Source organism: Streptomyces sp. NBC_00306 (assembly GCF_036169555.1).
GTDB classification, from domain to species: domain Bacteria; phylum Actinomycetota; class Actinomycetes; order Streptomycetales; family Streptomycetaceae; genus Streptomyces; species Streptomyces achmelvichensis.
The window spans coordinates 5,181,605-5,200,335 of record NZ_CP108032.1; the positions used below are offsets into that span (position 1 = coordinate 5,181,605).

19 protein-coding genes and 1 pseudogene are annotated in these 18,731 nt (G+C 71.5%); 17 read left to right on the plus strand and 3 right to left on the minus strand.

Going from position 1 to position 18,731, the window contains the following annotated elements:
- Positions 1 to 2: 2 nt before the first annotated feature.
- The 11 genes and pseudogenes from OHA05_RS23235 (at position 3) to OHA05_RS23285 (ending at position 10,234) form a co-directional block, all read left to right on the plus strand.
- Positions 3 to 944, plus strand: coding sequence for a type II secretion system F family protein (locus OHA05_RS23235; protein ID WP_328861615.1), 942 nt, complete (start codon positions 3 to 5; stop codon positions 942 to 944).
- A 17-nt stretch (positions 945 to 961) separates the two neighbouring features.
- Positions 962 to 1,849: a DUF5936 domain-containing protein gene (locus OHA05_RS23240; protein WP_313944385.1), complete on the plus strand. Its 888-nt coding sequence runs from the start codon at positions 962 to 964 to the stop codon at positions 1,847 to 1,849.
- 61 nt (positions 1,850 to 1,910) lie between these two features.
- On the plus strand, positions 1,911 to 3,293 hold the full coding sequence (locus tag OHA05_RS23245) for a sensor histidine kinase (protein WP_328861616.1): 1,383 nt from the start codon (positions 1,911 to 1,913) through the stop codon (positions 3,291 to 3,293).
- A 44-nt stretch (positions 3,294 to 3,337) separates the two neighbouring features.
- Positions 3,338 to 4,174, plus strand: a complete 837-nt coding sequence (locus OHA05_RS23250; protein WP_313944383.1) for a response regulator transcription factor — start codon at positions 3,338 to 3,340, stop codon at positions 4,172 to 4,174.
- 123 nt (positions 4,175 to 4,297) lie between these two features.
- Positions 4,298 to 4,546 (plus strand): hypothetical protein, encoded by a 249-nt coding sequence (locus OHA05_RS23255; RefSeq protein ID WP_328861617.1) that lies wholly within the window; start codon positions 4,298 to 4,300, stop codon positions 4,544 to 4,546.
- Positions 4,547 to 4,590: 44 nt separating this feature from the next.
- Positions 4,591 to 5,226 (plus strand): annotated as a pseudogene (locus OHA05_RS23260) (pilus assembly protein TadG-related protein); the annotation flags it as partial.
- Between the two features lie 80 nt (positions 5,227 to 5,306).
- Positions 5,307 to 5,852, plus strand: coding sequence for a hypothetical protein (locus OHA05_RS23265; RefSeq protein ID WP_328861618.1), 546 nt, complete (start codon positions 5,307 to 5,309; stop codon positions 5,850 to 5,852).
- Positions 5,852 to 6,481: an OmpA family protein gene (locus OHA05_RS23270; RefSeq protein WP_328861619.1), complete on the plus strand. Its 630-nt coding sequence runs from the start codon at positions 5,852 to 5,854 to the stop codon at positions 6,479 to 6,481. Before OHA05_RS23265 ends, OHA05_RS23270 begins: the two co-directional genes overlap by 1 nt.
- Before the next feature lie 83 nt (positions 6,482 to 6,564).
- Positions 6,565 to 7,893 carry a hypothetical protein gene (locus OHA05_RS23275; RefSeq protein ID WP_328861620.1) on the plus strand — a complete coding sequence of 443 codons (1,329 nt, stop codon included), beginning with the start codon at positions 6,565 to 6,567 and terminating at the stop codon, positions 7,891 to 7,893.
- 287 nt (positions 7,894 to 8,180) lie between these two features.
- Entirely contained in the window at positions 8,181 to 9,062 is an 882-nt protein-coding gene (locus OHA05_RS23280) for a hypothetical protein (protein WP_328861621.1), read from the plus strand.
- 89 nt (positions 9,063 to 9,151) lie between these two features.
- Complete coding sequence (locus OHA05_RS23285) at positions 9,152 to 10,234, plus strand: phosphotransferase family protein (protein ID WP_328861622.1); 1,083 nt, start codon at positions 9,152 to 9,154, stop codon at positions 10,232 to 10,234.
- Positions 10,235 to 10,418: 184 nt separating this feature from the next.
- On the opposite strand, the gene OHA05_RS23290 is transcribed toward OHA05_RS23285, so the two are convergent.
- Positions 10,419 to 10,823 (minus strand): DUF192 domain-containing protein, encoded by a 405-nt coding sequence (locus tag OHA05_RS23290; RefSeq protein ID WP_328861623.1) that lies wholly within the window; start codon positions 10,821 to 10,823, stop codon positions 10,419 to 10,421.
- Positions 10,824 to 10,926: 103 nt separating this feature from the next.
- Here OHA05_RS23290 and OHA05_RS23295 point away from each other — a divergent pair, with 103 nt between their 5' ends.
- The 4 genes from OHA05_RS23295 (at position 10,927) to OHA05_RS23310 (ending at position 14,576) form a co-directional block, all read left to right on the plus strand.
- Positions 10,927 to 11,721, plus strand: coding sequence for an A24 family peptidase (locus tag OHA05_RS23295; protein WP_328861624.1), 795 nt, complete (start codon positions 10,927 to 10,929; stop codon positions 11,719 to 11,721).
- 97 nt (positions 11,722 to 11,818) lie between these two features.
- On the plus strand, positions 11,819 to 12,214 hold the full coding sequence (locus tag OHA05_RS23300) for a cupin domain-containing protein (RefSeq protein WP_313944374.1): 396 nt from the start codon (positions 11,819 to 11,821) through the stop codon (positions 12,212 to 12,214).
- Complete coding sequence (locus tag OHA05_RS23305; protein WP_313944373.1) at positions 12,211 to 13,011, plus strand: class I SAM-dependent methyltransferase; 801 nt, start codon at positions 12,211 to 12,213, stop codon at positions 13,009 to 13,011. Before OHA05_RS23300 ends, OHA05_RS23305 begins: the two co-directional genes overlap by 4 nt.
- Before the next feature lie 11 nt (positions 13,012 to 13,022).
- The gene (locus OHA05_RS23310; RefSeq protein ID WP_328861625.1) at positions 13,023 to 14,576 is read left to right on the plus strand and encodes a DUF2079 domain-containing protein; all 1,554 of its coding nucleotides are present in this window, start codon (positions 13,023 to 13,025) and stop codon (positions 14,574 to 14,576) included.
- Positions 14,577 to 14,628: 52 nt separating this feature from the next.
- On the opposite strand, the gene OHA05_RS23315 is transcribed toward OHA05_RS23310, so the two are convergent.
- Complete coding sequence (locus OHA05_RS23315) at positions 14,629 to 15,783, minus strand: winged helix DNA-binding domain-containing protein (RefSeq protein WP_328861626.1); 1,155 nt, start codon at positions 15,781 to 15,783, stop codon at positions 14,629 to 14,631.
- A gap of 113 nt (positions 15,784 to 15,896) precedes the next feature.
- Here OHA05_RS23315 and OHA05_RS23320 point away from each other — a divergent pair, with 113 nt between their 5' ends.
- Entirely contained in the window at positions 15,897 to 16,250 is a 354-nt protein-coding gene (locus OHA05_RS23320) for a winged helix-turn-helix transcriptional regulator (RefSeq protein ID WP_327680748.1), read from the plus strand.
- A 379-nt stretch (positions 16,251 to 16,629) separates the two neighbouring features.
- On the opposite strand, the gene mgrA is transcribed toward OHA05_RS23320, so the two are convergent.
- On the minus strand, positions 16,630 to 17,667 hold the full coding sequence (mgrA, locus tag OHA05_RS23325; RefSeq protein ID WP_313944369.1) for an L-glyceraldehyde 3-phosphate reductase: 1,038 nt from the start codon (positions 17,665 to 17,667) through the stop codon (positions 16,630 to 16,632).
- A gap of 210 nt (positions 17,668 to 17,877) precedes the next feature.
- On the opposite strand from mgrA, the gene OHA05_RS23330 reads away from it, so the two are divergent.
- Positions 17,878 to 18,639 carry an isoprenyl transferase gene (locus OHA05_RS23330; protein WP_313944368.1) on the plus strand — a complete coding sequence of 254 codons (762 nt, stop codon included), beginning with the start codon at positions 17,878 to 17,880 and terminating at the stop codon, positions 18,637 to 18,639.
- Positions 18,640 to 18,731 lie beyond the last annotated feature (92 nt).

Genomic DNA, 18,731 nt, shown 5'->3' on the forward strand with positions numbered 1-18,731 from the left:
CCATGGACAACCTCCCGCTCCTGACGATCGGAGTCACACTGCTCGCCTGTGTGCTCTGCGTCGTCGGCGTGCACGCGTACTCCTCCGGCAGGGCCCAGCGCCAGGCACTCGTCGAGCGCATGTCGCAGACGAGCCCGCTCGCCCTTCCCTCCGGCAGGCGACGGCGGTTCGGCGGTGTCGACCGACGGCTGCGCGGGACACGGCTCGGCAACCGCATCGAGCGGAAGATCGCGGTTACGGGCCTCGACCTGACGCCCGGCGAGTACGTCGTCTACGTGGTCGCGGCCCTGCTCGCCGTGTACCTCGTCGTCGGCGCGATCTTCGCCCCCTTCTTCGGTGTGCTGGCCGCCGTGGCGAGCCTGTGGGGCGCCAACGCCTTCCTCAACTGGCAGCGCGTCAAGCGCACCGAGGCGTTCATCGCCCAGCTCCCCGAGTTCACCCGCGTCCTCGCCAACGCCACCCAGGCCGGGCTGGCGCTGCGCACCGCGCTCGCGATGGCCGCCGAGGAGCTCGACGACCCGGCGGGCCACGAACTGGGCATGGTCGCCGACCAGTTGGCGCTCGGCCAGTCGCTGGACGACGCGCTCGGTGAACTCGCCGAACGGCTGCCCTCCCGCGAGCTCATCGTCCTGGTCACCACCCTCATCCTCGCCAACCGCGCCGGCGGCCAGGTCGTCACCTCGCTGCGGAACCTGACCGAGACGCTGGAGGAACGGAAGGAGACCCGCCGGGAGGTCACCACGATGCTCTCCCAGATCAAGGTCACCGCCCTGGCCGTGCCCCTCCTCGGGCTCGGCTTCCTCCTGATGATCAACGCGATGACCCCCGGCGCCCTCGACAAGATGACGGGTTCGGTGGTCGGCCAGTCCGCCACGCTCATCGCCTTCGGCCTGTACGCCCTGGGCGCCTTCCTCATCCGCCGTATGTCCAGGATCCAGGTCTGAGAGAGGGCGACGACACCATGGGACTTCTGCTCGCCGCGCTCCTCGCGGCCTCCGTGTACGGGATCTTCCACGGCATCCGGATGTACCGCGCCGACGCCCGGCTCCCCGGCGACCTCGCGCTCGCGCTGGAGGTGGGCTCCACCCGGACCACCGCCGTCGGCTCGGGCATCGACCGCCTCGGCATGCGGTACGCCCCCGCCGTGCTGCGCGCCATGGGCCCCAAGCGGGTCGACGCCGTCCGCAGACGGCTCGACATGGCGGGCAACCCCTCCGGGATGACCGTCGACCGCTACGCCGCCCGCCGCGCGGTCTACGGATTCCTGGGCGTGCTGGCGGCCTTCTCCATGCTGCTGCGGGGCCAGTTCGTCATCGCCGTCCTCGCCCTGCTGTTCGGGCTCTTCTGGACCGACGTCATCATCCGCGCGGCGATCCGCAAACGCCGCGAGGACATCGAACGCACGCTGCCCGACTTCCTCGACGTCCTCGCCGTGGTCGTCTCCGCCGGGCTCGGCTTCCGCCAGGCGCTGGAACGCGTCGCGGAGAAGTACCAGGGCCCCTGGTCCGACGAACTGCGCATCACACTGCGGCAGATGGACATGGGCGTCAGCCGGCGCGATGCCTTCGACCAGCTCCGCCGGCGCAACGACTCCGAGCAGGTGTCGATGTTCGTCACCGCTCTCCAGCAGGGCGAGGAGCTCGGTGCGCCGATCGTCGACACCCTGATCCAGATCGCCACCGACATGCGCCGCACGGACGCCCAGAACGCCCGGCGGAACGCCGCGAAGGCCGTACCCAAGTCGACGCTGGTGGTCACGCTGGTCATGCTCCCGGCCACCATGATCCTCATCGTCATGAGTTTCTACTACGGCTCCGGGGTCGACCTCGGAGACGTCCTGGGCGGCTGACCACCGGACAGGCCGCACACACGGCGCACACAGACGAACGACCGAAGGGGAGGTGGACACCATGGCACCGGGCAAAGCCGTACTCAGCGGCGGAAACGCGGGCGAGACACCGGCCGACGTGGTCTCCACGGGCCCCGCACGCCTGCCGTCGCTGCCCATCCAGGTCAACGCCCTCCAGGCGCTGTGCCGTCAGGTCTTCGGATTCCGGCTGGCGATGATCGCCCTGGCCGCGCCGTTCGCCCTCGACGGCACCCGCCCCGGCCCGGCGACCTGGCTGGTGGGAGCGGCGGTGCTGGTCACCTTCATGACCTCCTACGTCCTCCTGCGGGACTGGGAACGCTTCGGGCCCGTCCTGCTGCGCCACCCGTGGCTCCTCGGCGCCGACATGACGTTCGGCGCGCTGCTGCTGATCACCGCGTCGCCCGACTCCACCCTCGCCTACGTCACCATGTGCACCCCGCTGCTGGCCGGGCTGATCTCCGGATGGCGCGGAGCCGCGGTGTTCGCGATCCTCCAGTCGCTCATCATCGCGGGCGCGTACGCGGTCAATGTCGAGGCCGAGGCCCGCTTCACCGCCCTGCTGCTGCCCGGCCTGTGCGTCCTGGCCGGAGCCATCGGCAGCACCCTGCGCAATCTGATGCTCGGCTTCGGAGCGGCCAGCCAGGCGCTGACCGAGGCGCGCGCCCGGCTCGCGGTCAGCGGCGCGGTCGAACAGGAACGGGCCCGGCTCGCCCGCGAGATGCACGACTCCGTGGCCAAGACCCTGCACGGCCTGGCGCTCGCCGCCGACGGCCTCGCGAGCTCCGCCGACCGGATGGACCCGCTCACCGTCAAGCACCAGGCGGACCTGGTGGCCCGCTCGGCCCGTCGGGCCGCGGCCGAGTCCCGGGAGCTCCTGTCGGACCTGCGCCGGGAGTCCGGCCTCGACGGCGGCGTCGACCTGCTGGCCGAACTGGCGGCGCGTACCGACGACTTCGCCCGCCGCAACGGCGTACGCGCCACCTTCAGCCCGCTCGGCGACGGACCACCGCCGAACGTGCCGCCCGCCGTCGCCCGTCAGGCCCTGACCATCGCCGCCGAGGCCATGGACAACGCCCACCGCCACGGCCGGCCGAGCTATCTCGCCGTATCGGCCGGGGTCACCGGCGACGTGCTGCGGATCAGCGTGTACGACGACGGCCGGGGCCTGCCGCCCGGCACCTCCCTCGAAGGGCTGCGCCAGGCAGGCCACTTCGGTCTGGTGGGCATGGTGGAGAGGGCGGCGTCCATCGGCGCGAGGATCCGGATCGGCCGGGGGCGGGCGGCGAAGGGCACGGAGGTACGCCTGGAACTTCCGGTGGTCGCGCTGGGGATGGTCGGGGGCATACCCCGGCAGCCGGCCGGACCGTCCCGCAGCCGGACGCCGTACACCCCCGAGGCACAGCGCACACGAACGGTCACCTGACAACGCCACCCCCTGTCCCCGCCTTTCGAGAGGAGGCTGCAGCCATGCCGGACGAACACTCCCGCACCTCGGGACAGCACTGGAGCCATCAGTCGCATGCCTCGCAGCACACGTCCTCGCACACCTCCGACGAACTTCCCGCGCTGCCCGAGCAGCTGCCGGCGGCCATCTCACCCCTGCGGGTGGTCGTGGCCGACGACAACCCCGTCGTACGAGCCGGGCTGACGGTCCTGCTTCAGGGGCGGGACGACCTCGACGTCGTGGCCGAGGCGGCGGACGGCCGCGAGGCCTGCGAGGCCGCGGTCCGGCACCGGCCCGACGTGATCCTGCTGGACGTCCGGATGCCGGGGGTCGACGGCCTCGCCGCGCTGCCGCATCTGGTCCGCCTCGCGCCGGTGCTGATGATGACCTACAGCCGGGAGAGCGAGATCGTGCACGAGGCGCTTCGGTTGGGCGCCGGAGGCTATCTGGTCCACGGCGAGTTCACGGCGGACCAACTGGTCGCGGCCGTACGGGACATCAAGGCGGGCCGTGCGACCTTCACCCATTCCGCCTCCGGGGCGCTGCTCGCAGGGGTGCGGAGGGGTCGGCAATTTGCTCAACCGTCTTCGCTTACGCAAGCGAATGTGGCACATTCGTCTTCGGACCCCGATGTAGCCGGTGAACTGCGGGGAGTGATCACCGAGTTGAGTCAGCGGGAGGTGGAGGTGATGGACCTGATCGCGTCGGGCATGACCAATCAGCAGATCGCCGCCTCCTGCTTCATCAGCCAGAAGACGGTGAAGAACCACATCAACCGCATCTTCGCCAAGTTGAACGCGGGCAGCCGGGGCGAGGCCATCGCCGTCTGGCGCAGCCTCGCACGAGGGGGGTCGGTGTGAGGGCGTTACGCACACCCCGCTGCCCCGATTGGGCCCACCCTTGGGCCCACAGACCCATGTCCGCCGTCCCGCCCCGGGCGTACGGTGCACGCGCTGTCAGCCGGACCGGCCTGGAGGAAGTCGATGTCGAACGTGACGCTGAAGGCGATCGTGAACACCCGTGTGTACGTGGCCGCCTGGGTGGCCGCGACGGCACTGGCGATGAAGGAACGCCGCGACGAGGGCCAGGGCGCGGTCGAGTACGTGGGCGTGATCGTGCTGGTGGCGCTGATCATCGCGGCTTTGGTGGGGTCGGGGGTGGCGACCGATATCGCCACCGGTCTGAAGACGAAGGTCACGGAGATCCTGGGCGGCGGTGGCGGCGGCGAGTAGCTTCGCCCGGCGCCGGTAGCGCGCGCGACGCAGGGCAGGCCGCACCCATCTACATAGCGATGGTGGCGGGCCTGCTCTTTCTCGCGCTCGCGTTCTTCGCGGTCGGGCAGGCCGGTGCCACGCGCAACGGCGCGCAGTCCGGAGCGGACGCGGCAGCTCTGGCCGCGGCCATGGAGTCCCGCGACGACTTCTGGGACGGACTGGAGGGGAGCCTCCTCGACTTCGACTTCCTCGAGGATCTCTTCGGCGGTGACCCGATGGGCGTAGCAGGTGATGGCTGTGCAGCAGCGGCGCGGTTTGCTCAAGCGAACGGAGCCACGCTGTCACCTGACGGCGGTTGTACCTGGCTCGACGGGCGGTGGGGATTCACCGTCACCGTTCAGTCCGAGCCTGTCGGGGACACGATCCTTCCGGGCACCGAGAACGACCGGGCCCGCGCCACAGCGACGGCCGTCGTGGACTTTCCCTGCACGTTCGAACCCCCGGAGAGCGAGCCCTCGCCGACGGCTTCACCGCCCGACGACGACGCACCCCCGGGTGGTGCCACACCGCTCCCCGACGAGCCGGCTCCCACAGCCACGCTGCACTGTGGCGACCATGACTTCACCCTCGATCCGGAGAAGCCGCATCTCCTCCCCGACATGTCCGACCTCTTCACCGTCCGGCTGGTCGAGGACTGACCGCGACCGAACGCAAAGGAACGCCACTTATGAGTACTCGGCACGGATCGACGACCCGTAGGGCAGTGACCGCCGTCCTTGTGTCCGGGGTGCTGTCCTTCTCCCTCACGGCGTGCGGTGGAGACGGCGGGGGATCCGACGACAAGAAGGACAACAGCGCGACGTCGACCGCGCCGGAGAAGCCGGATGGGTCGTCGGACAACGGCGGCAATACGGTGCCGGACACCAGCAAGACCCTGGCCACCATCAACGGCAGCAACGGTTTCCAGATCACCATTCACAGCGCCGCGCGGGACGAAGGCGGCTTCCTGACGGTCTCGGGCAGCCTCAAGAACACCAGCAGCAAACAGCAGTTCCCGCCGCTGCAGTGGAACGGCGAGGAGAGCCAGGTGAAACGGACCGGCCCCTCGTTCGCCGGCATGACCCTCGTGGACAAGGTGGGCAAGAAGCGTTACTACGTGCTTCGGGACACCGACGGATATCCCCTGACGACCACAGGTCTGAGCGGCATCGGCTCGGGCAAGAGCGTCGACTTCTTCGCCCAGTTCCCCGCGCCGCCGAGCGACACGCGCACGGTCGACGTGCAGGTTCCCCTCATGCCCACCGCCACGATTGAGATCTCCTGATGCGTGCGGCACCCGTCTCCCTCGCCGCCCTGCTCCTCTTCACCAGCATCCAGCTGACCACCGCCCCCGCCGCGTCGGGTGTCCCCGTCGACGACGACCCGAGCGTCCCGCCCGGGACCGAGTCGACGTACACCCCGCCCGAGATCGACGGCAGCAACCCCGGTCTGAAGATGCGCGACGGTGCCACCCTCGCCCAGCCGCGCGTGCTGGACATCGTCTCCATCGTGGAGACCGAGGGCGGCGAGGAGCGCCGTGAAGAGACCACGTCCTCACTGAAGTTCGCCCTCCAGGCCGAGGTCCTGTTCGGCAAGGACAGCGCCAAGCTCACCCCCCAGGCCAACGGCCGCATCTCCGCCATCGTCGCCGAGATCAAGAAGCACAACGCCCAGAAGGTCCGAGTCTTCGGGTTCACCGACAACCTCGGTACGTACGAGCACGGCCGGGTCCTGTCCAAGAAGCGGGCCGACGCCGTGCACGGGGTGCTCAGCGGGCAGCTCGACGACGCCGGGATCACCTACGAGGTCCGCGGCTACAGCGAGGACTATCCGATCGCGGACAACTCCAGCGAGGAGGGCCGGACCAAGAACCGTCGTGTGGAGGTCTCATTCCCGACAGGGGGCACCAACTGAACGCGTTCCCGCCGTACGTCCCGCAGCCGGCCCGCAGTACGCTGCGGGCCGGCTGTCGACCGAGTGGGCCGAGGAGCGCACGGATGAGACGGGTGGGGGCGGCAACGGTGAAGGTGCTCCGCGGAGTTCTCCTCGCGGTCGTCTCCGGTGCTCTCCTCGTGCCGGCCCCCGCCGCCGCGGTCTCCCCGAGCGGCCCGGCCGCCGCCTACCGGACCGCCCCGGACGCGAAGCCCGTCCACGGCGCGGCAGCCAGCGCCGAGGGCCCGCGGCTGCGGCCCGGGACGTACACCGACACGGTCTCCGCCGGGGAGCGGAAGTTCTACCGCGTCGTGCTCGACGACGTGTCGAACGCCTATGTCTCCGCCGTACTGGCTCCGCCGCCGGGCAGCCCGGTCGGCGCCACGGACGGCGTGCGGATCACGCTGGAGTCCGCGGACGGTGAGAAGTGCAGCGTGAGCAACGACGTCACGTTCGGCAGCTCCACCGCCCGGCCCGTCGCCGACTACGCCACGCGGCGCATCGGTCGGGGCCGGGAGTGCCAGGAGGCCGGTGACTACGTCTACAGCGTCGAGTGGATCGGCTCCGGAGCCGGTTCCGGGGCCCGCGACTGGCCGCTGGAGCTGAAGTACATGACGGAGCCCGGGGTCGGGGCGGGGACGGAGACGCCCGGGCCGTCCTCCTGGGCGACGCGCCCGGCGGAGCCCGTCACCGGTACGGCGAAGGGCGTCGACGGCGGATCCGGGTTCAACGACGCGCCCGCCGTCGGCCACGGCGTGTGGAAGGACCGGCTGAGCCCCGGTGAGAGCCGGTTCTACAAGGTGCCCGTCGAGTGGGGTCAACAGGTCTTCCTCGAGGCGGAGTTCGCCGGTACGGCCACCGGCCGGGCCGCGTCCGTCCCGGACGGCCTGCGGCTGACGCTGTTCAACACGGGCCGCGGGTTCGTCAAGAACGCGGCGGCCGGGTACCGGGGCAGTTCCTCGAAGGTGTCGCTCGGCACGGCACCCGCCGCGTTCGCCAACCGGACCTCGCCCCGGGACGACACGGGCGCCATGCGGTTCTCCGGCTGGTACTACGTCCGGGTCTCGCTCGACCAACGGGTGGACACCGCACTGCCGTTGACCCTGCGGGTCGGCGTCGAGGGCGATCGCGTCGAAGGCCCGGCGTACCGAGGTGACGCCGTCGCGGCCGGCTTCGGGCTCACCGACGCGGACCGGGCGGCCGCGCAGGACGGGCGGGTGGCGTCCGGCGGCGGCACCCGGAACAGCGTGCTGTACCGGGCCGTCGGCTACACCGGGATCGGCCTGGGCACAGCTCTCGTGCTGATCCTCGCCGCCTGGACCCTGCTGGCCCGCCGCAGCCGCGGGCGCCATGTACGGCAGCCGCCTCTGCCATGGGAGCCGCGCGCCCACTGAGTGGGCCGGGCGGCATGGGCCTCCTGGGCCGTCGCCGCCGCAGGTCGGGCACAAGGCCCAGGTCACGGGGGCCCACGATTGGGCCCGGGGGCCCATGACCCCGGCACATCCGCTCCTTACCGTCGCTTCATGTCGCCACACGGGGTTGCGCGTCGGGCCCGCCGTCGAGTGTGCCGGGGGCTGCCGCGCCCCCGGACAGGCCTCCTCGGCCCGCGGATGGAGCGCGGGGACCGGTCGGGCCGGCCTGCCGCCGACCGTGCGGACCGGGCCGACGACGGGACGTCTTCGTGATCTACAGCTTTCTGACCGTCCACCGGCTGACCGTGTCCGCCATGGCGGTGGCGCTGGCGCGGGCGGTGGGGGTGCCCTCCACGGCGGTCGACATCGCCGACGAGGACTCGGCCGAGGACCGAAGCGGCCGCGACTGGGACGCGCTCGTGCTCTGCGGCTATCACGCGGTCGCCGGTGATGTCGCGCTCGCCTGGGAGGTGTCCGTCGCGGACGCCGTGCCCGACCCCCCGGACGAGGCGGAGGCGGCGCGGAGCCTCGCCGCCCTGAGCGGTACGACGGTGCTGTACCCCGCCGAGGAGGCGGTTCCGTCCGCGTACTGGGCGGCCGCTCCGGACGGCACGGTGACGCGCGCCCGTGTGGTCGAGGCGGGCGTGAACGGCGGAGCCGTGGTGGTGGAGGTCGAGGCCGTCGAGACCGCCGTCGCCCAACTGCCCTCGGCGCGCGTCCAGTTGCTGCCGGAGATCTTCCGCGAGGAGAAGGTGCCGACCCCGGTGGCGGACGCCTTCGCCGCCCTCACCGACGCGGACGGCAGCGCACCGGCCCGCGGACCGGAGAACCGGGCCCGCGAGGAACTGCTGCTCTGGGAGCGTCTCGTCCGCAGGATCGAGGCCGACTGGGCGCCGACCGGCCGCTACCCCGAGGAGCTGTATCTGGAGGACCTGCGTACCCGCGACGGGCTCGCCGAGCGGCTGTCCACCGTGCACGGCACCCTGGCCGAGGAAATCGCTCGTTCCGCCGAGACGCTCGACATACTCTTCCGTACGCACACCACGGACGACGGGGGAGAGCTGCTCGGGCGCCTGACCAAGGCGGGATCTGCGATGGCGGACCGCGGCTGGTGGTGGCGACGGCGACCCGCGCGGCTGCCCTGGGTCTGACGGCTGACGGCTTGACGGCCTGACGGGGTCCCGGGCAGCCCGGTCGGCGGCCTGCGGCAGGCAGGTGTGCCGGCGAAGGAGGGACGCGCGTGGCAGTGCCGTTCGGTGACCGGCTGCGGGACGAGCTGGGTCCGCCCCGGCGGGAGCGGCTGCTCGACAGCAGCCCGCGGTCGGCGGTCTGGCGCGTCGAACTGGTCGATGGCACAGCCGCCGTGGTGAAGCAGCTCGTCGCCGATGAAGCAGCCGATGAAGCAACCGGCGAGACAATTGGTGCAGCGGCAGCCGACGCCGCGGCCGACGAACGCTTCCGCCGTGAGATCACGGCCCTGCGCTCCGCCGGACGCGTACGTCCCGCGGTGGTGCCACGCCTGCTCGGCGCGGACCCGGATTCTCGGGTGCTGGTACTGGAGCACGTGGAACACCGGACACCCGGCGAGGGATGGCAGATCGCTTACGCACAGGGCCTCGCCCGGTTGCATGCCGCGGCCACCGGCGACGAGACGGAGCTGCCCCGGTGGACCGGTCCCGGTGAGCGCGATGTCACCGCGTTCCTGGCGTTCGCCCGGCGTCTCGGTGCCAGTGTCCCGGCGGCGGCGGAGGACGAACTCGGTGCGTTGGTGCACCGCCTCGGAGCACCGGCTGCACGCAGCGCACTGCTGCACGGCGACCCCTGCCCCGGCAACGATCTGCACACCCCCGACGGCATCCGCTTCGTCGACTTCGAGCAGGCCTGCCTCGGCAACGGCCTCATGGAACTGGCGTATCTGCGCATCGGTTTCCCGACCTGCTGGTGCGTCACCGACGCTGCCGGGCCACTGCTGTCCGAGGCCGAGGAGATGTACCGCACCACCTGGCGTGCGGCGACCGGCACCGAGGTCGCGGGTGATCTCGCCGACGCCTGCGCGGGCTGGCTGATCCGTGGCGACGCCCTGGTGGAGCGCGCCCGCCGGGGCACCGTCGACCGGCTCGCCCGCGCGCTGGACGAGGACTGGACGTGGGGCACCGTCACCGCGCGGGAGCGGCTGCTGCACCGGCTCGGCGTGGTCGCCGGGATGGCCGGGGGCCATGAGGCACTGGGCGCGCTGGGTGCGCTCGCCGGAGACGTGCGTGACCGGGTCCGACAGCGGTGGCCCCGGCTCGGTACGGTGCCGACCCGCAGACCGCCGTCATAGACAGCCGGGTGAACGCACGGGCCGGGCCGCCTGGCTCGCCGCCTGATGCAGTCCTGCCGGCGGCGTGGAAGGACCAAGCCCGCAGCGTGGAAGGACCAAGCCGGCAGCGCGGAAGGACCGAGCCCGCAGTGTGAAGGTGCCAAGCCCGCAGCCTGGTAGACCCCGGCCCGCCCGGCCGAGGGCATCACCGGTCAGCCGGCTCCGGACCCACCGTCCCCGCCGTCCCCGGCGTCTCGATCGTGAGCCGTGCCCCGGCGACGACACCCCACTCCGTCATCGCCCCCGCCTCGGCCTCCAGCACATGCCGCGCCCGCAGCCGGGGCCTCCCGAGCCGCCCCGGACCCATCGTCCGGACCTGCACGACCCGCAACTCCCGGTCCAGATAGGCCACATCGATCGCGAATCGCATCCGGAAGGTGTGCACGCTGTTGCACGGCGTCAGGAGCATGGCCCCGTCGATCCCTTCCCGGCCCAGCAGCCCCCGCCGTCGCGGACCGTACGTCGCCGCGATCTCCACCGGCACCGCGGCGTCGCGCCCGGCCACCCGCAACACCCCCGTGCCGTCCCGCCACCGACGCCGTCCGCTCATGGTCGTAGACCGTAGCGCCGGCCTTCCCGCCGTGGGCCCGGAAGCCCCGAGTGGGCCCCCGGACCCATGACCGCGGCCGGAGCGGGCCCTTACGCTCTTTGCCGTGTATGCCACGCTGCTCGCCGTCGCCGCCCTGTGGGGTGCCGCCGCGGGCCTGCTCGTGCCCCGCGCCGCGTACCGGATCTCCGTGGAGCCGGGGGAGCCCTGGCGCGACAGCTGTCCTTCCGGGCACCGCTTCGCCGGTCCGGTGCGCGGGTGGATCGGCGGAGTCCGGTGCGCGGCGTGCGCGACGGCGGTACCGGCCGTGTCCGGCCGGGCGGCCGACGGTGTGGCGGGCCCTTCCCCGGACGCACCCGCGACGCCCGTCACGGTCCCCCTCGTCACCATCGCGGCCTGCGTCGCGGTGGCGGCTGCCACCGGGGTCCGCCCCGAACTGGCCGTCTGGCTGCTGATCGTGCCCTTCGCCGTACTGCTCGCGGTCGTCGACCTCCGGGTACACCGGCTGCCCGACGGGCTGACCCTGCCGCTGGCCGCCGCGGCCGCACTTCTCCTCGGGCCGGTGGCACTGCTGTCCGGCCACGCCGGCTCCTGGACCACGGCACTGCTCGGCGGACTCGTCCTCGGCGGCGCCTACTTCGTGCTCTTCGTCATCCATCCGAACGGCATGGGCTTCGGTGACGTCAAACTGGCGCTGTCGCTGGGCGTCGTCCTCGGCTGGTACGGCTGGACCGTGCTCTTCGCCGGCGCCTTCGCGGGCTTCCTGTTCGGCTCGCTCTACGGGGTCGTGCTGATGGCCCTCGGCCGCGCCGGCCGCAGGACGGCGATCCCCTTCGGGCCGTTCATGATGGCGGGAGCCCTGCTGGGGCTGCTGCTCGGCGCACTCGCCGTACGAGGCTGACACCGCACGTACCCGGCCGTCCCCACCCGCACGCCGCACACCGCGCGTCGCCCATAACGAGAAGACAAGTGCAGCCGCGGCGCGCAGTATCGGTCCCATGGACACCGAGCCGGTCAACATCATCGAGGCGCTCGCCTCCTTCGACGACGTCTACAGCCCGCGCATCGTCGCCCGGATGAACGACTACGACGTACGCATCGCCCACACCGCCGGAGAACATGTCTGGCACGTCCACGAGGACACCGACGAGTTCTTCCTCGTGCTCGACGGCCGCTTCGACATCGCCCTGCGCGCCGCCGACGGCACCGAGTCCACCGTCGAGCTCACCAAGGGCGACACCTTCGTCGTGCCCAGGGGAACCGAGCACAAGCCGTCGTCGCCCGGCGGCTCGATCCTCATGTTCGAGCCGTCCGGTACGAAGTCGACGGGCGACCGGCACGAGGGCGAGATCCCCGGCCATGTCGACAGCACCACGGGACACGCCCTGTCATGACAGCGCAGCAGCACGGCACACCGCGGTCGTTCGATGACCTGATCGAGGAGGCGGCGGCCGTCTCCGTCGAGGGATGGGACTTCTCCTGGCTGGAGGGGAGAGCCACCGAGCAGCGCCCTTCCTGGGGGTACGCCCGGTCGATGGGCGAGCGCATGGCGCGGGCCTCGGCGGCGCTGGACATCCAGACCGGTGGCGGTGAAGTCCTGGCCTCCGTACCGGTGTTGCCACAGCTCACCGTTGCGACGGAGGCCTGGCCGCCGAACGTCGCCAAGGCCACCGCCCTGCTGCGGACGAGGGGCGTGGCGGTCGTCGCCGATCCCGAGGAGCCGCCGCTGCCGTTCGCCGACGAGGCGTTCGACCTCGTCGTCAGCCGCCATCCCGTCCGTGCGTACTGGCAGGAGATCGCCCGCGTACTGCGCCCCGGCGGCACCTACTTCTCGCAGGAGGTCGGCCCGGCCAGCGTCTTCGAACTGGTGGAGTACTTCCTCGGGCCGCAGCCGCCCGAGGTGCGCGGCGTCCGCGACCCCGGGGCGGCGCGGGCCGCGGCCGAGTCCGCGGGTCTGGACGTGGTGGATCTGCGGGCGGAGTCGCTGCGCACCGAGTTCCACGACATCGGGGCCGTCGTCTACTTCCTGCGCAAGGTCATCTGGATGGTCCCCGGGTTCACGGTCGAGCAGTACCGTCCGCGGCTCGCGGCGCTCCACGAACGGATCGAGTCCGAGGGACCCTTCGTCGCCACGACGACGCGCTTCCTCATCGAGGCGGTCAAGCCCGTCCAGTGCCGCTCCCGGCACTAGCATTCGGAGATATGCGGACATTTTCTGACAACTCGGCGGTTCGGCGCAGCGTCCTGCGATCCCTCGTCCCCGCGCCCTCGCCGGAGCCCGGAACCCGCACCGCTGCCCGCTTCCCCGCCGCCCTCCTCCCCTGGAGCTGGGCGGCGGCCTTCTTCCTGCTCTACGCCACCGTCGCCGTGCGCCGTCATCTGCTGCTGCGCACCACCGGCTACGACCTCGGCATCTTCGAGCAGGCCATCCGCGCCTACTCCCAACTGCGCGCCCCGATCGTCCCGTTGCGCGGGGAGAACTTCCATCTGCTCGGCGACCACTTCCACCCCGCGCTCGCGGTCCTCGCCCCGCTCTACCGCCTCTGGCCGTCCCCGCTGTGTCTGCTCCTCGCCCAGTCGGCGCTGCTGGCGCTCGGCGCCGTACCGCTGGTGGCCTGGGCGCAGCGGGTGCTCGGGCGGCGGCCGGCGCACGCCGTCGCCCTCGGGTACGGGCTCAGCTGGGGCATCGCGTCAGCCGCCGCGTTCGACTTCCACGAGGTCGCGCTCGCCGTGCCGCTGCTGTCGTTCGCCGTCGTCGCACTCGGCCGGCGGCGCTGGGGAGCCGCGGTGGCCTGGGCCGCACCGCTGGTCCTGGTCAAGGAGGACCTGGGCCTCACGCTCGCCGCGCTGGGCTGCTTCGTCGCCTGGAAGGGGCCGCGGTTTCTCGGCGTCGTCACCGCGGCCGCCGGTGTGGTCGCCTCGGTGATCGAGATCAAGGTGCTGCTGCCCGCGTTCAATCCGGCCGGCGGCTATGCCCATGGTGTGAACCTGGGCGAGGGCGGCCACTCCACCCTGCTCGGCACCCTCGTCTTCGCCCCGCTCGACGCGCTGCGCCCGGACATCAAGGCGATGACGCTCATCCTGGTGTTCGCGCCCTCGGCGCTGCTTGCCCTGCGCTCTCCGCTCGCCCTGCTGGCCGTGCCCACGCTCGCCTGGCGGATGCTCTCCCAGAACGGCTTCCACTGGGGCACGTCCTTCCACTACAGCGCCGTTCTGATGCCGATCGTGTTCGCCGGGCTCATCGACACCCTGCGGCGCTGGGGTGCGGCCGACCACCCGCTCGCCGCGCGGCAGGTGAGGGCGTCCCTCGCCACGGTCCTCGCCGTCACCGTCGTGATGCTGCCGTCGTTCCCCCTGGCCCAGCTGGCGCAGCGGGCCACCTGGCGCACCACACCGCACATCGAGGCCGCCCGCTCCCTGCTGGCGAAGATCCCCGACGGCGCGTCGGTCGCCGCCTCCAACCGCATGGTCCCCCAGCTCACTTCACGCTGCGACGTGGTGCTCTTCCCGACCTTCCCGGTCGACGCCCGGCTCTACGAGTACGACAAGGACCGGCTGCCGCGCCCGACGGCCGAGTGGATCATCCACGACCGGGAGGCGCCCGAGGCCTGGCCGTACCGCACCGGCCACTGGCCCTATCCGCCCGAGAAGCAGGCCGCCGAACTCGACGCCGCCGAGCGCCGGTACGGCTACGAGCGGATCGCCGAGAAGGACGGCATCACCCTGCTGCGCCTCAGGCATGCGGCGCGACCGTGACCGTACCGACCCCTCAGACATGCGGCCCGACCGTGACGGTACCGACCGCCGCTCAGGCATGCGGCCCGACCGTGACCGTACCGACCGTCAGCTCCGCCGTCCCCTCCAGCACTTCGGCGACCCGCTCCACCTGACGCTGAAGGTCACGGCGCGTCCGGGCGCCCTCCAGCGCCTTCCCCACCGGCTCGACCGTGACCGCGATCCGCTTCCCCGACCGCTTCTGGTGCCACACCCCGCGGACCTCTCCGTCGACGAGGACGACGGGGAAGTTCCCGGCCTGACCGCCTGCGAGCGCCCGCTCGCGGGCGGCGCCCGGGAAGAGCAGCTCTCGCGGCTGCGAGGCGATGGTGAACGCGTCGAAGTAGGGCAGCAACCGCACCCCGCGCGGTGCCTCGTCGGCGAAGCCGGTGTCCCCGGCCGCCACCCATGCCCGCTCACCCGCGAACGCGACCTCCTCGATCCGGCCGTCGGTCGCCGATGACGCGAAGAGCCCGGCCGCCCAGGAGCGAGGGGCGGCGAGCCACTTCGCGAAGTGCGCGGGTGTGGCGGGCCCGTACGCCCGCAGATAGTGCTCCAGGAGGACCTCCAGCGCGGCCGGCCCCTCCATCGGGGTGACGCCGGGGTTCGTGCAGGTCGCCTTGCGCCCGCGGTTGGGGGCGAAGGCGAGCAGCCCGCGGTGCGCCGCCAGATGGGTCGCCTGGCGCCACCGGGGCCACTTGTCCTGGAAGGCCTCCATCACCCGATCGCCCGCCCACGGACCGGTGCGCTCGACGATCGCCTCGGTCAGCTCGTCGATCGTCAGCTCCGCGCCGGTGAGTGCGTCGCCGATGGCCGCCAGGACCTGCTCCGTCTGCTCGTCCGTCATCCGCACATCGGGCGGCATCGGGTTCGATCCGGTGGGGATCGCGGAGAGCGCCCCGGTCCACATCGGCATGTCCTCGGCCGCCAGCAGATGGACGGTGCCACGGGGTCCGTACGTCTTCACCAGACTGCGCTCCGTCCACAGCGCCTCGCGCACGCCCGTCCTGTTCGCGCCGCCGTCCAGGCGCAGCGCGACGGACAGCTCGGCGGCGGAGAGGACCTGCGCGTGTGCGCCGAGCATGGCGGCGGTGATCCGGGCGGGTGAGTCCTGGGCGGGGGTGACCAGGCCCTGGCGGCGGAGCCTGCGGGCGGAGGCCTCGGTCCATGTCACTTCGCGCGTCGTCATGACAGGACTGTAGGAGCCGTACAGGCCAGATCCTGTCCGCGTTCCGGACCGCGATCCGCGAACAGTGGTGTACTGGCGAAACGGTAAGTATCGAGCGTGTCGGAGGAGTTGCCGTGGCCAAGGCGAAGAGTGCGTACAGCTGCGGTCTCGATGCCGCCGTGGATGTCGTCGGCGGCAAGTGGAAGCCGCTCATCCTGTGGGCGCTGCACGACGGCACGCACCGCTTCGGGGAGCTGAAGCGCCATGTCGGCGGCGTCAGCGAGAAGATGCTCATCCAGCAGCTGCGCGAGCTGGAGGCGGACGGTGTGGTGCACCGCGAGGTCTACCGGGAGGTGCCGCCCCGGGTGGAGTACTCCCTCACCGAACTGGGGGAGGCGCTGAACACCGCGCTGCTGCCGCTCGGGGTGTGGGGAGACACCTTCATGGAGCAGATCATCGCCAACAAGACGAAGGAACCGTCGGCCTGACGGGCCGGCTGACGGGCCTCCGTTCCCTACACGCCGTCACCGCGTCAACGGCGCGCCCGTACCCCGGGTCCCCCCTGAGGGGTACGACCCGGGATGCCCGAAGAGCCCAAAAGCCCCTGGTTTCCGGGCTCCCGGGCTACAAGGGGCCCTCCGTTCGCCGCATCCGTGGCGTAGTTCCGGCACGGCGTGGCACGCAGCATCACTTACGAAGGGTTATGGTGGAAACCCCCCCTCGGGCCGGTCCGTATCCCCCCCACGGACCGGCCCGTTTTCTGTCCCGGCGCGTGCGGCACCCGCAATTCCCGGCAGTGGGCGGCTTCCGCCCCCTCCCCGCCGGTGCGCGGCCACCGCTTCCCCCGGCCTCACGCGGCGTCAGCCGTCAGCTGCGGCCCGCCCAGATGTTGGTGCCCTCGGTGTCGACCGCGTAGACGTCGATCTCCCGCAGCTCCTCCTCGCTCAGAGGCGCACCGGCCAGAGCCGCCACGTTCTCCTCGAGCTGCTTCACACTGGACGCGCCGATCAGGGCCGACGTCATCCGCGGATCCCGCAGCACCCAGCTGATGGCCAGCTGCGCCAGCGACTGACCGCGCCCGGCGGCGATGTCGTTCAGCCCGTTCAGCCGGCGCACGACCTCGTCGGAAAGAAGCTTCGGGTCCAGCGACTTGCCCTGGGTGGCCCGCGAGCCCTCGGGGATGCCCTTCAGATACTTGCCCGTCAGCAGGCCCTGCGCGAGCGGCACGAAGGAGATGCAGCCCATGCCGGCGCTCTCCAGGGTGTCGAGCAGCCCGTCGTCCTCGATCCAGCGGTTGATCATCGAGTAGGAGGGCTGGTGGATGAGGGCGGGGACGCCCATCTCCTTCAGCAGCCGGGCCGCCTCGGCGGTCTGCTCCGCGGTGTAGGAGGAGACGCCCACGTACAGCGCCTTGCCCTGTTGCACGGCGGTCGCCAGCGCGCCCATCGTCTCCTCGAGAGGAGTGTTCGCGTCGAAGCGGTGCGAGTAGAAGATGTCGACGTAGTCGAGCCCCATGCGGTCCAGGGACGCGTCGAGCGAGGACAGCAGGTACTTGCGGGATCCCCACTCGCCGTACGGCCCCGGGTGCATGAGATAGCCGGCCTTGGTGGAAATGACCAGTTCGTCGCGGTAGGGCGCGAAGTCCTGCGCGAAGAGCTTGCCGAAGTTGAGCTCGGCGGAACCGGGCGGCGGCCCGTAGTTGTTCGCCAGGTCGAAGTGCGTCACGCCGAGATCGAAGGCGCGGCGCAGGATGGAACGCTGCGAGTCGAGCGCGCGGTCGTCGCCGAAGTTGTGCCACAGGCCGAGCGAGAGCGCGGGGAGCTTCAGCCCCGACCGGCCGGAGCGGCGGTACTCCATCGAGTCGTAGCGGTCGGGAGAAGCGAGGTACGGGGAGGTATGAGTCACGTATCCCTCCTTATCACGGACTTGTGACAGACCGGGTTGGGTGGCCGTGGCCCGTGCGCAGTACTGTTGCGGCTTCGGGGATTGCCGCCCGGCGGGGGCCGAGGCCGGTGCTGCGTTCACCCGGGGCACGGCGCCCGACGGCGGCCGCGCCACGGGCCGGGCCCCGGGTACAGGGCGGGTGAGCCCGACGGAACCGAGAGGTGGACTGGCGTGAACTTGCGTGACCTGGTGTACGGGCTCTACGCACGCCGGGTGGAGGGCCGACTCGACCACGCCCAGGTGCCCAAGCACATCGGCGTCATCCTGGACGGCAACCGTCGCTGGGCCAAGGCATCCGGCGGTACCGCCGAACAGGGTCACAAGGCCGGCGCCAGCAAGATCCAGGAGCTGCTGGGCTGGTGCGCCGAGACCGATGTCGAGGTCGTCACCCTCTGGCTGCTGTCCACGGACAATCTGGACCGCCCGGAGAAGGAGCTCGTCCCGCTCCTCGGCATCATCGAGAACGCGGTCCGCGACCTGGCGGCCGACGGCCGCTGGCGCGTGCACCACGTCGGCACGCTCGACCTGCTTCCCGCCCGCACCCAGTCCGTGCTGAAGGAGGCCGAGCAGGCCACCGACGGCATCGACGGAATACTGGTGAATGTCGCGGTCGGCTACGGCGGCCGGCAGGAGATCGCGGACGCGGTCCGCTCCCTCCTTCTGGAGCACGCCGACAAGGGCACCAGCTTCGAGGAGCTGGCCGAGATCGTCGATGTCGAACACATCTCCGAACATCTGTACACCCGCGGCCAGCCCGATCCCGACCTGGTCATCCGCACCAGCGGCGAGCAGCGGCTGTCCGGATTCATGCTCTGGCAGAGCGCCCACTCGGAGTACTACTTCTGCGAAGTCTTCTGGCCGGCGTTCCGCAAGGTGGACTTCCTGCGAGCCCTCCGTGACTACGCCGCGCGCCATCGCCGCTACGGAAACTGAGGTCCCCACGGGGCTCTCGCAGCGCTGATCACCCTCTGTTCACCCACACGTCGTCATATGCCATGGCATGGCTGCGCGTGTTCGAGGGAATA

Coding starts and splice junctions, on each gene's coding strand:
- OHA05_RS23275 (WP_328861620.1), top strand. CDS start 6,565: ATGAGACGGGTGGGGGCGGCAACGGTGAAGGTGCTCCGCGGAGTTCTC.
- OHA05_RS23255 (WP_328861617.1), top strand. CDS start 4,298: ATGTCGAACGTGACGCTGAAGGCGATCGTGAACACCCGTGTGTACGTG.
- OHA05_RS23270 (WP_328861619.1), top strand. CDS start 5,852: ATGCGTGCGGCACCCGTCTCCCTCGCCGCCCTGCTCCTCTTCACCAGC.
- OHA05_RS23250 (WP_313944383.1), top strand. CDS start 3,338: ATGCCGGACGAACACTCCCGCACCTCGGGACAGCACTGGAGCCATCAG.
- OHA05_RS23310 (WP_328861625.1), top strand. CDS start 13,023: ATGCGGACATTTTCTGACAACTCGGCGGTTCGGCGCAGCGTCCTGCGA.
- OHA05_RS23235 (WP_328861615.1), top strand. CDS start 3: ATGGACAACCTCCCGCTCCTGACGATCGGAGTCACACTGCTCGCCTGT.
- OHA05_RS23300 (WP_313944374.1), top strand. CDS start 11,819: ATGGACACCGAGCCGGTCAACATCATCGAGGCGCTCGCCTCCTTCGAC.
- OHA05_RS23305 (WP_313944373.1), top strand. CDS start 12,211: ATGACAGCGCAGCAGCACGGCACACCGCGGTCGTTCGATGACCTGATC.
- OHA05_RS23315 (WP_328861626.1), bottom strand. CDS start 15,783: ATGACGACGCGCGAAGTGACATGGACCGAGGCCTCCGCCCGCAGGCTC.
- OHA05_RS23240 (WP_313944385.1), top strand. CDS start 962: ATGGGACTTCTGCTCGCCGCGCTCCTCGCGGCCTCCGTGTACGGGATC.
- OHA05_RS23245 (WP_328861616.1), top strand. CDS start 1,911: ATGGCACCGGGCAAAGCCGTACTCAGCGGCGGAAACGCGGGCGAGACA.
- OHA05_RS23290 (WP_328861623.1), bottom strand. CDS start 10,823: ATGAGCGGACGGCGTCGGTGGCGGGACGGCACGGGGGTGTTGCGGGTG.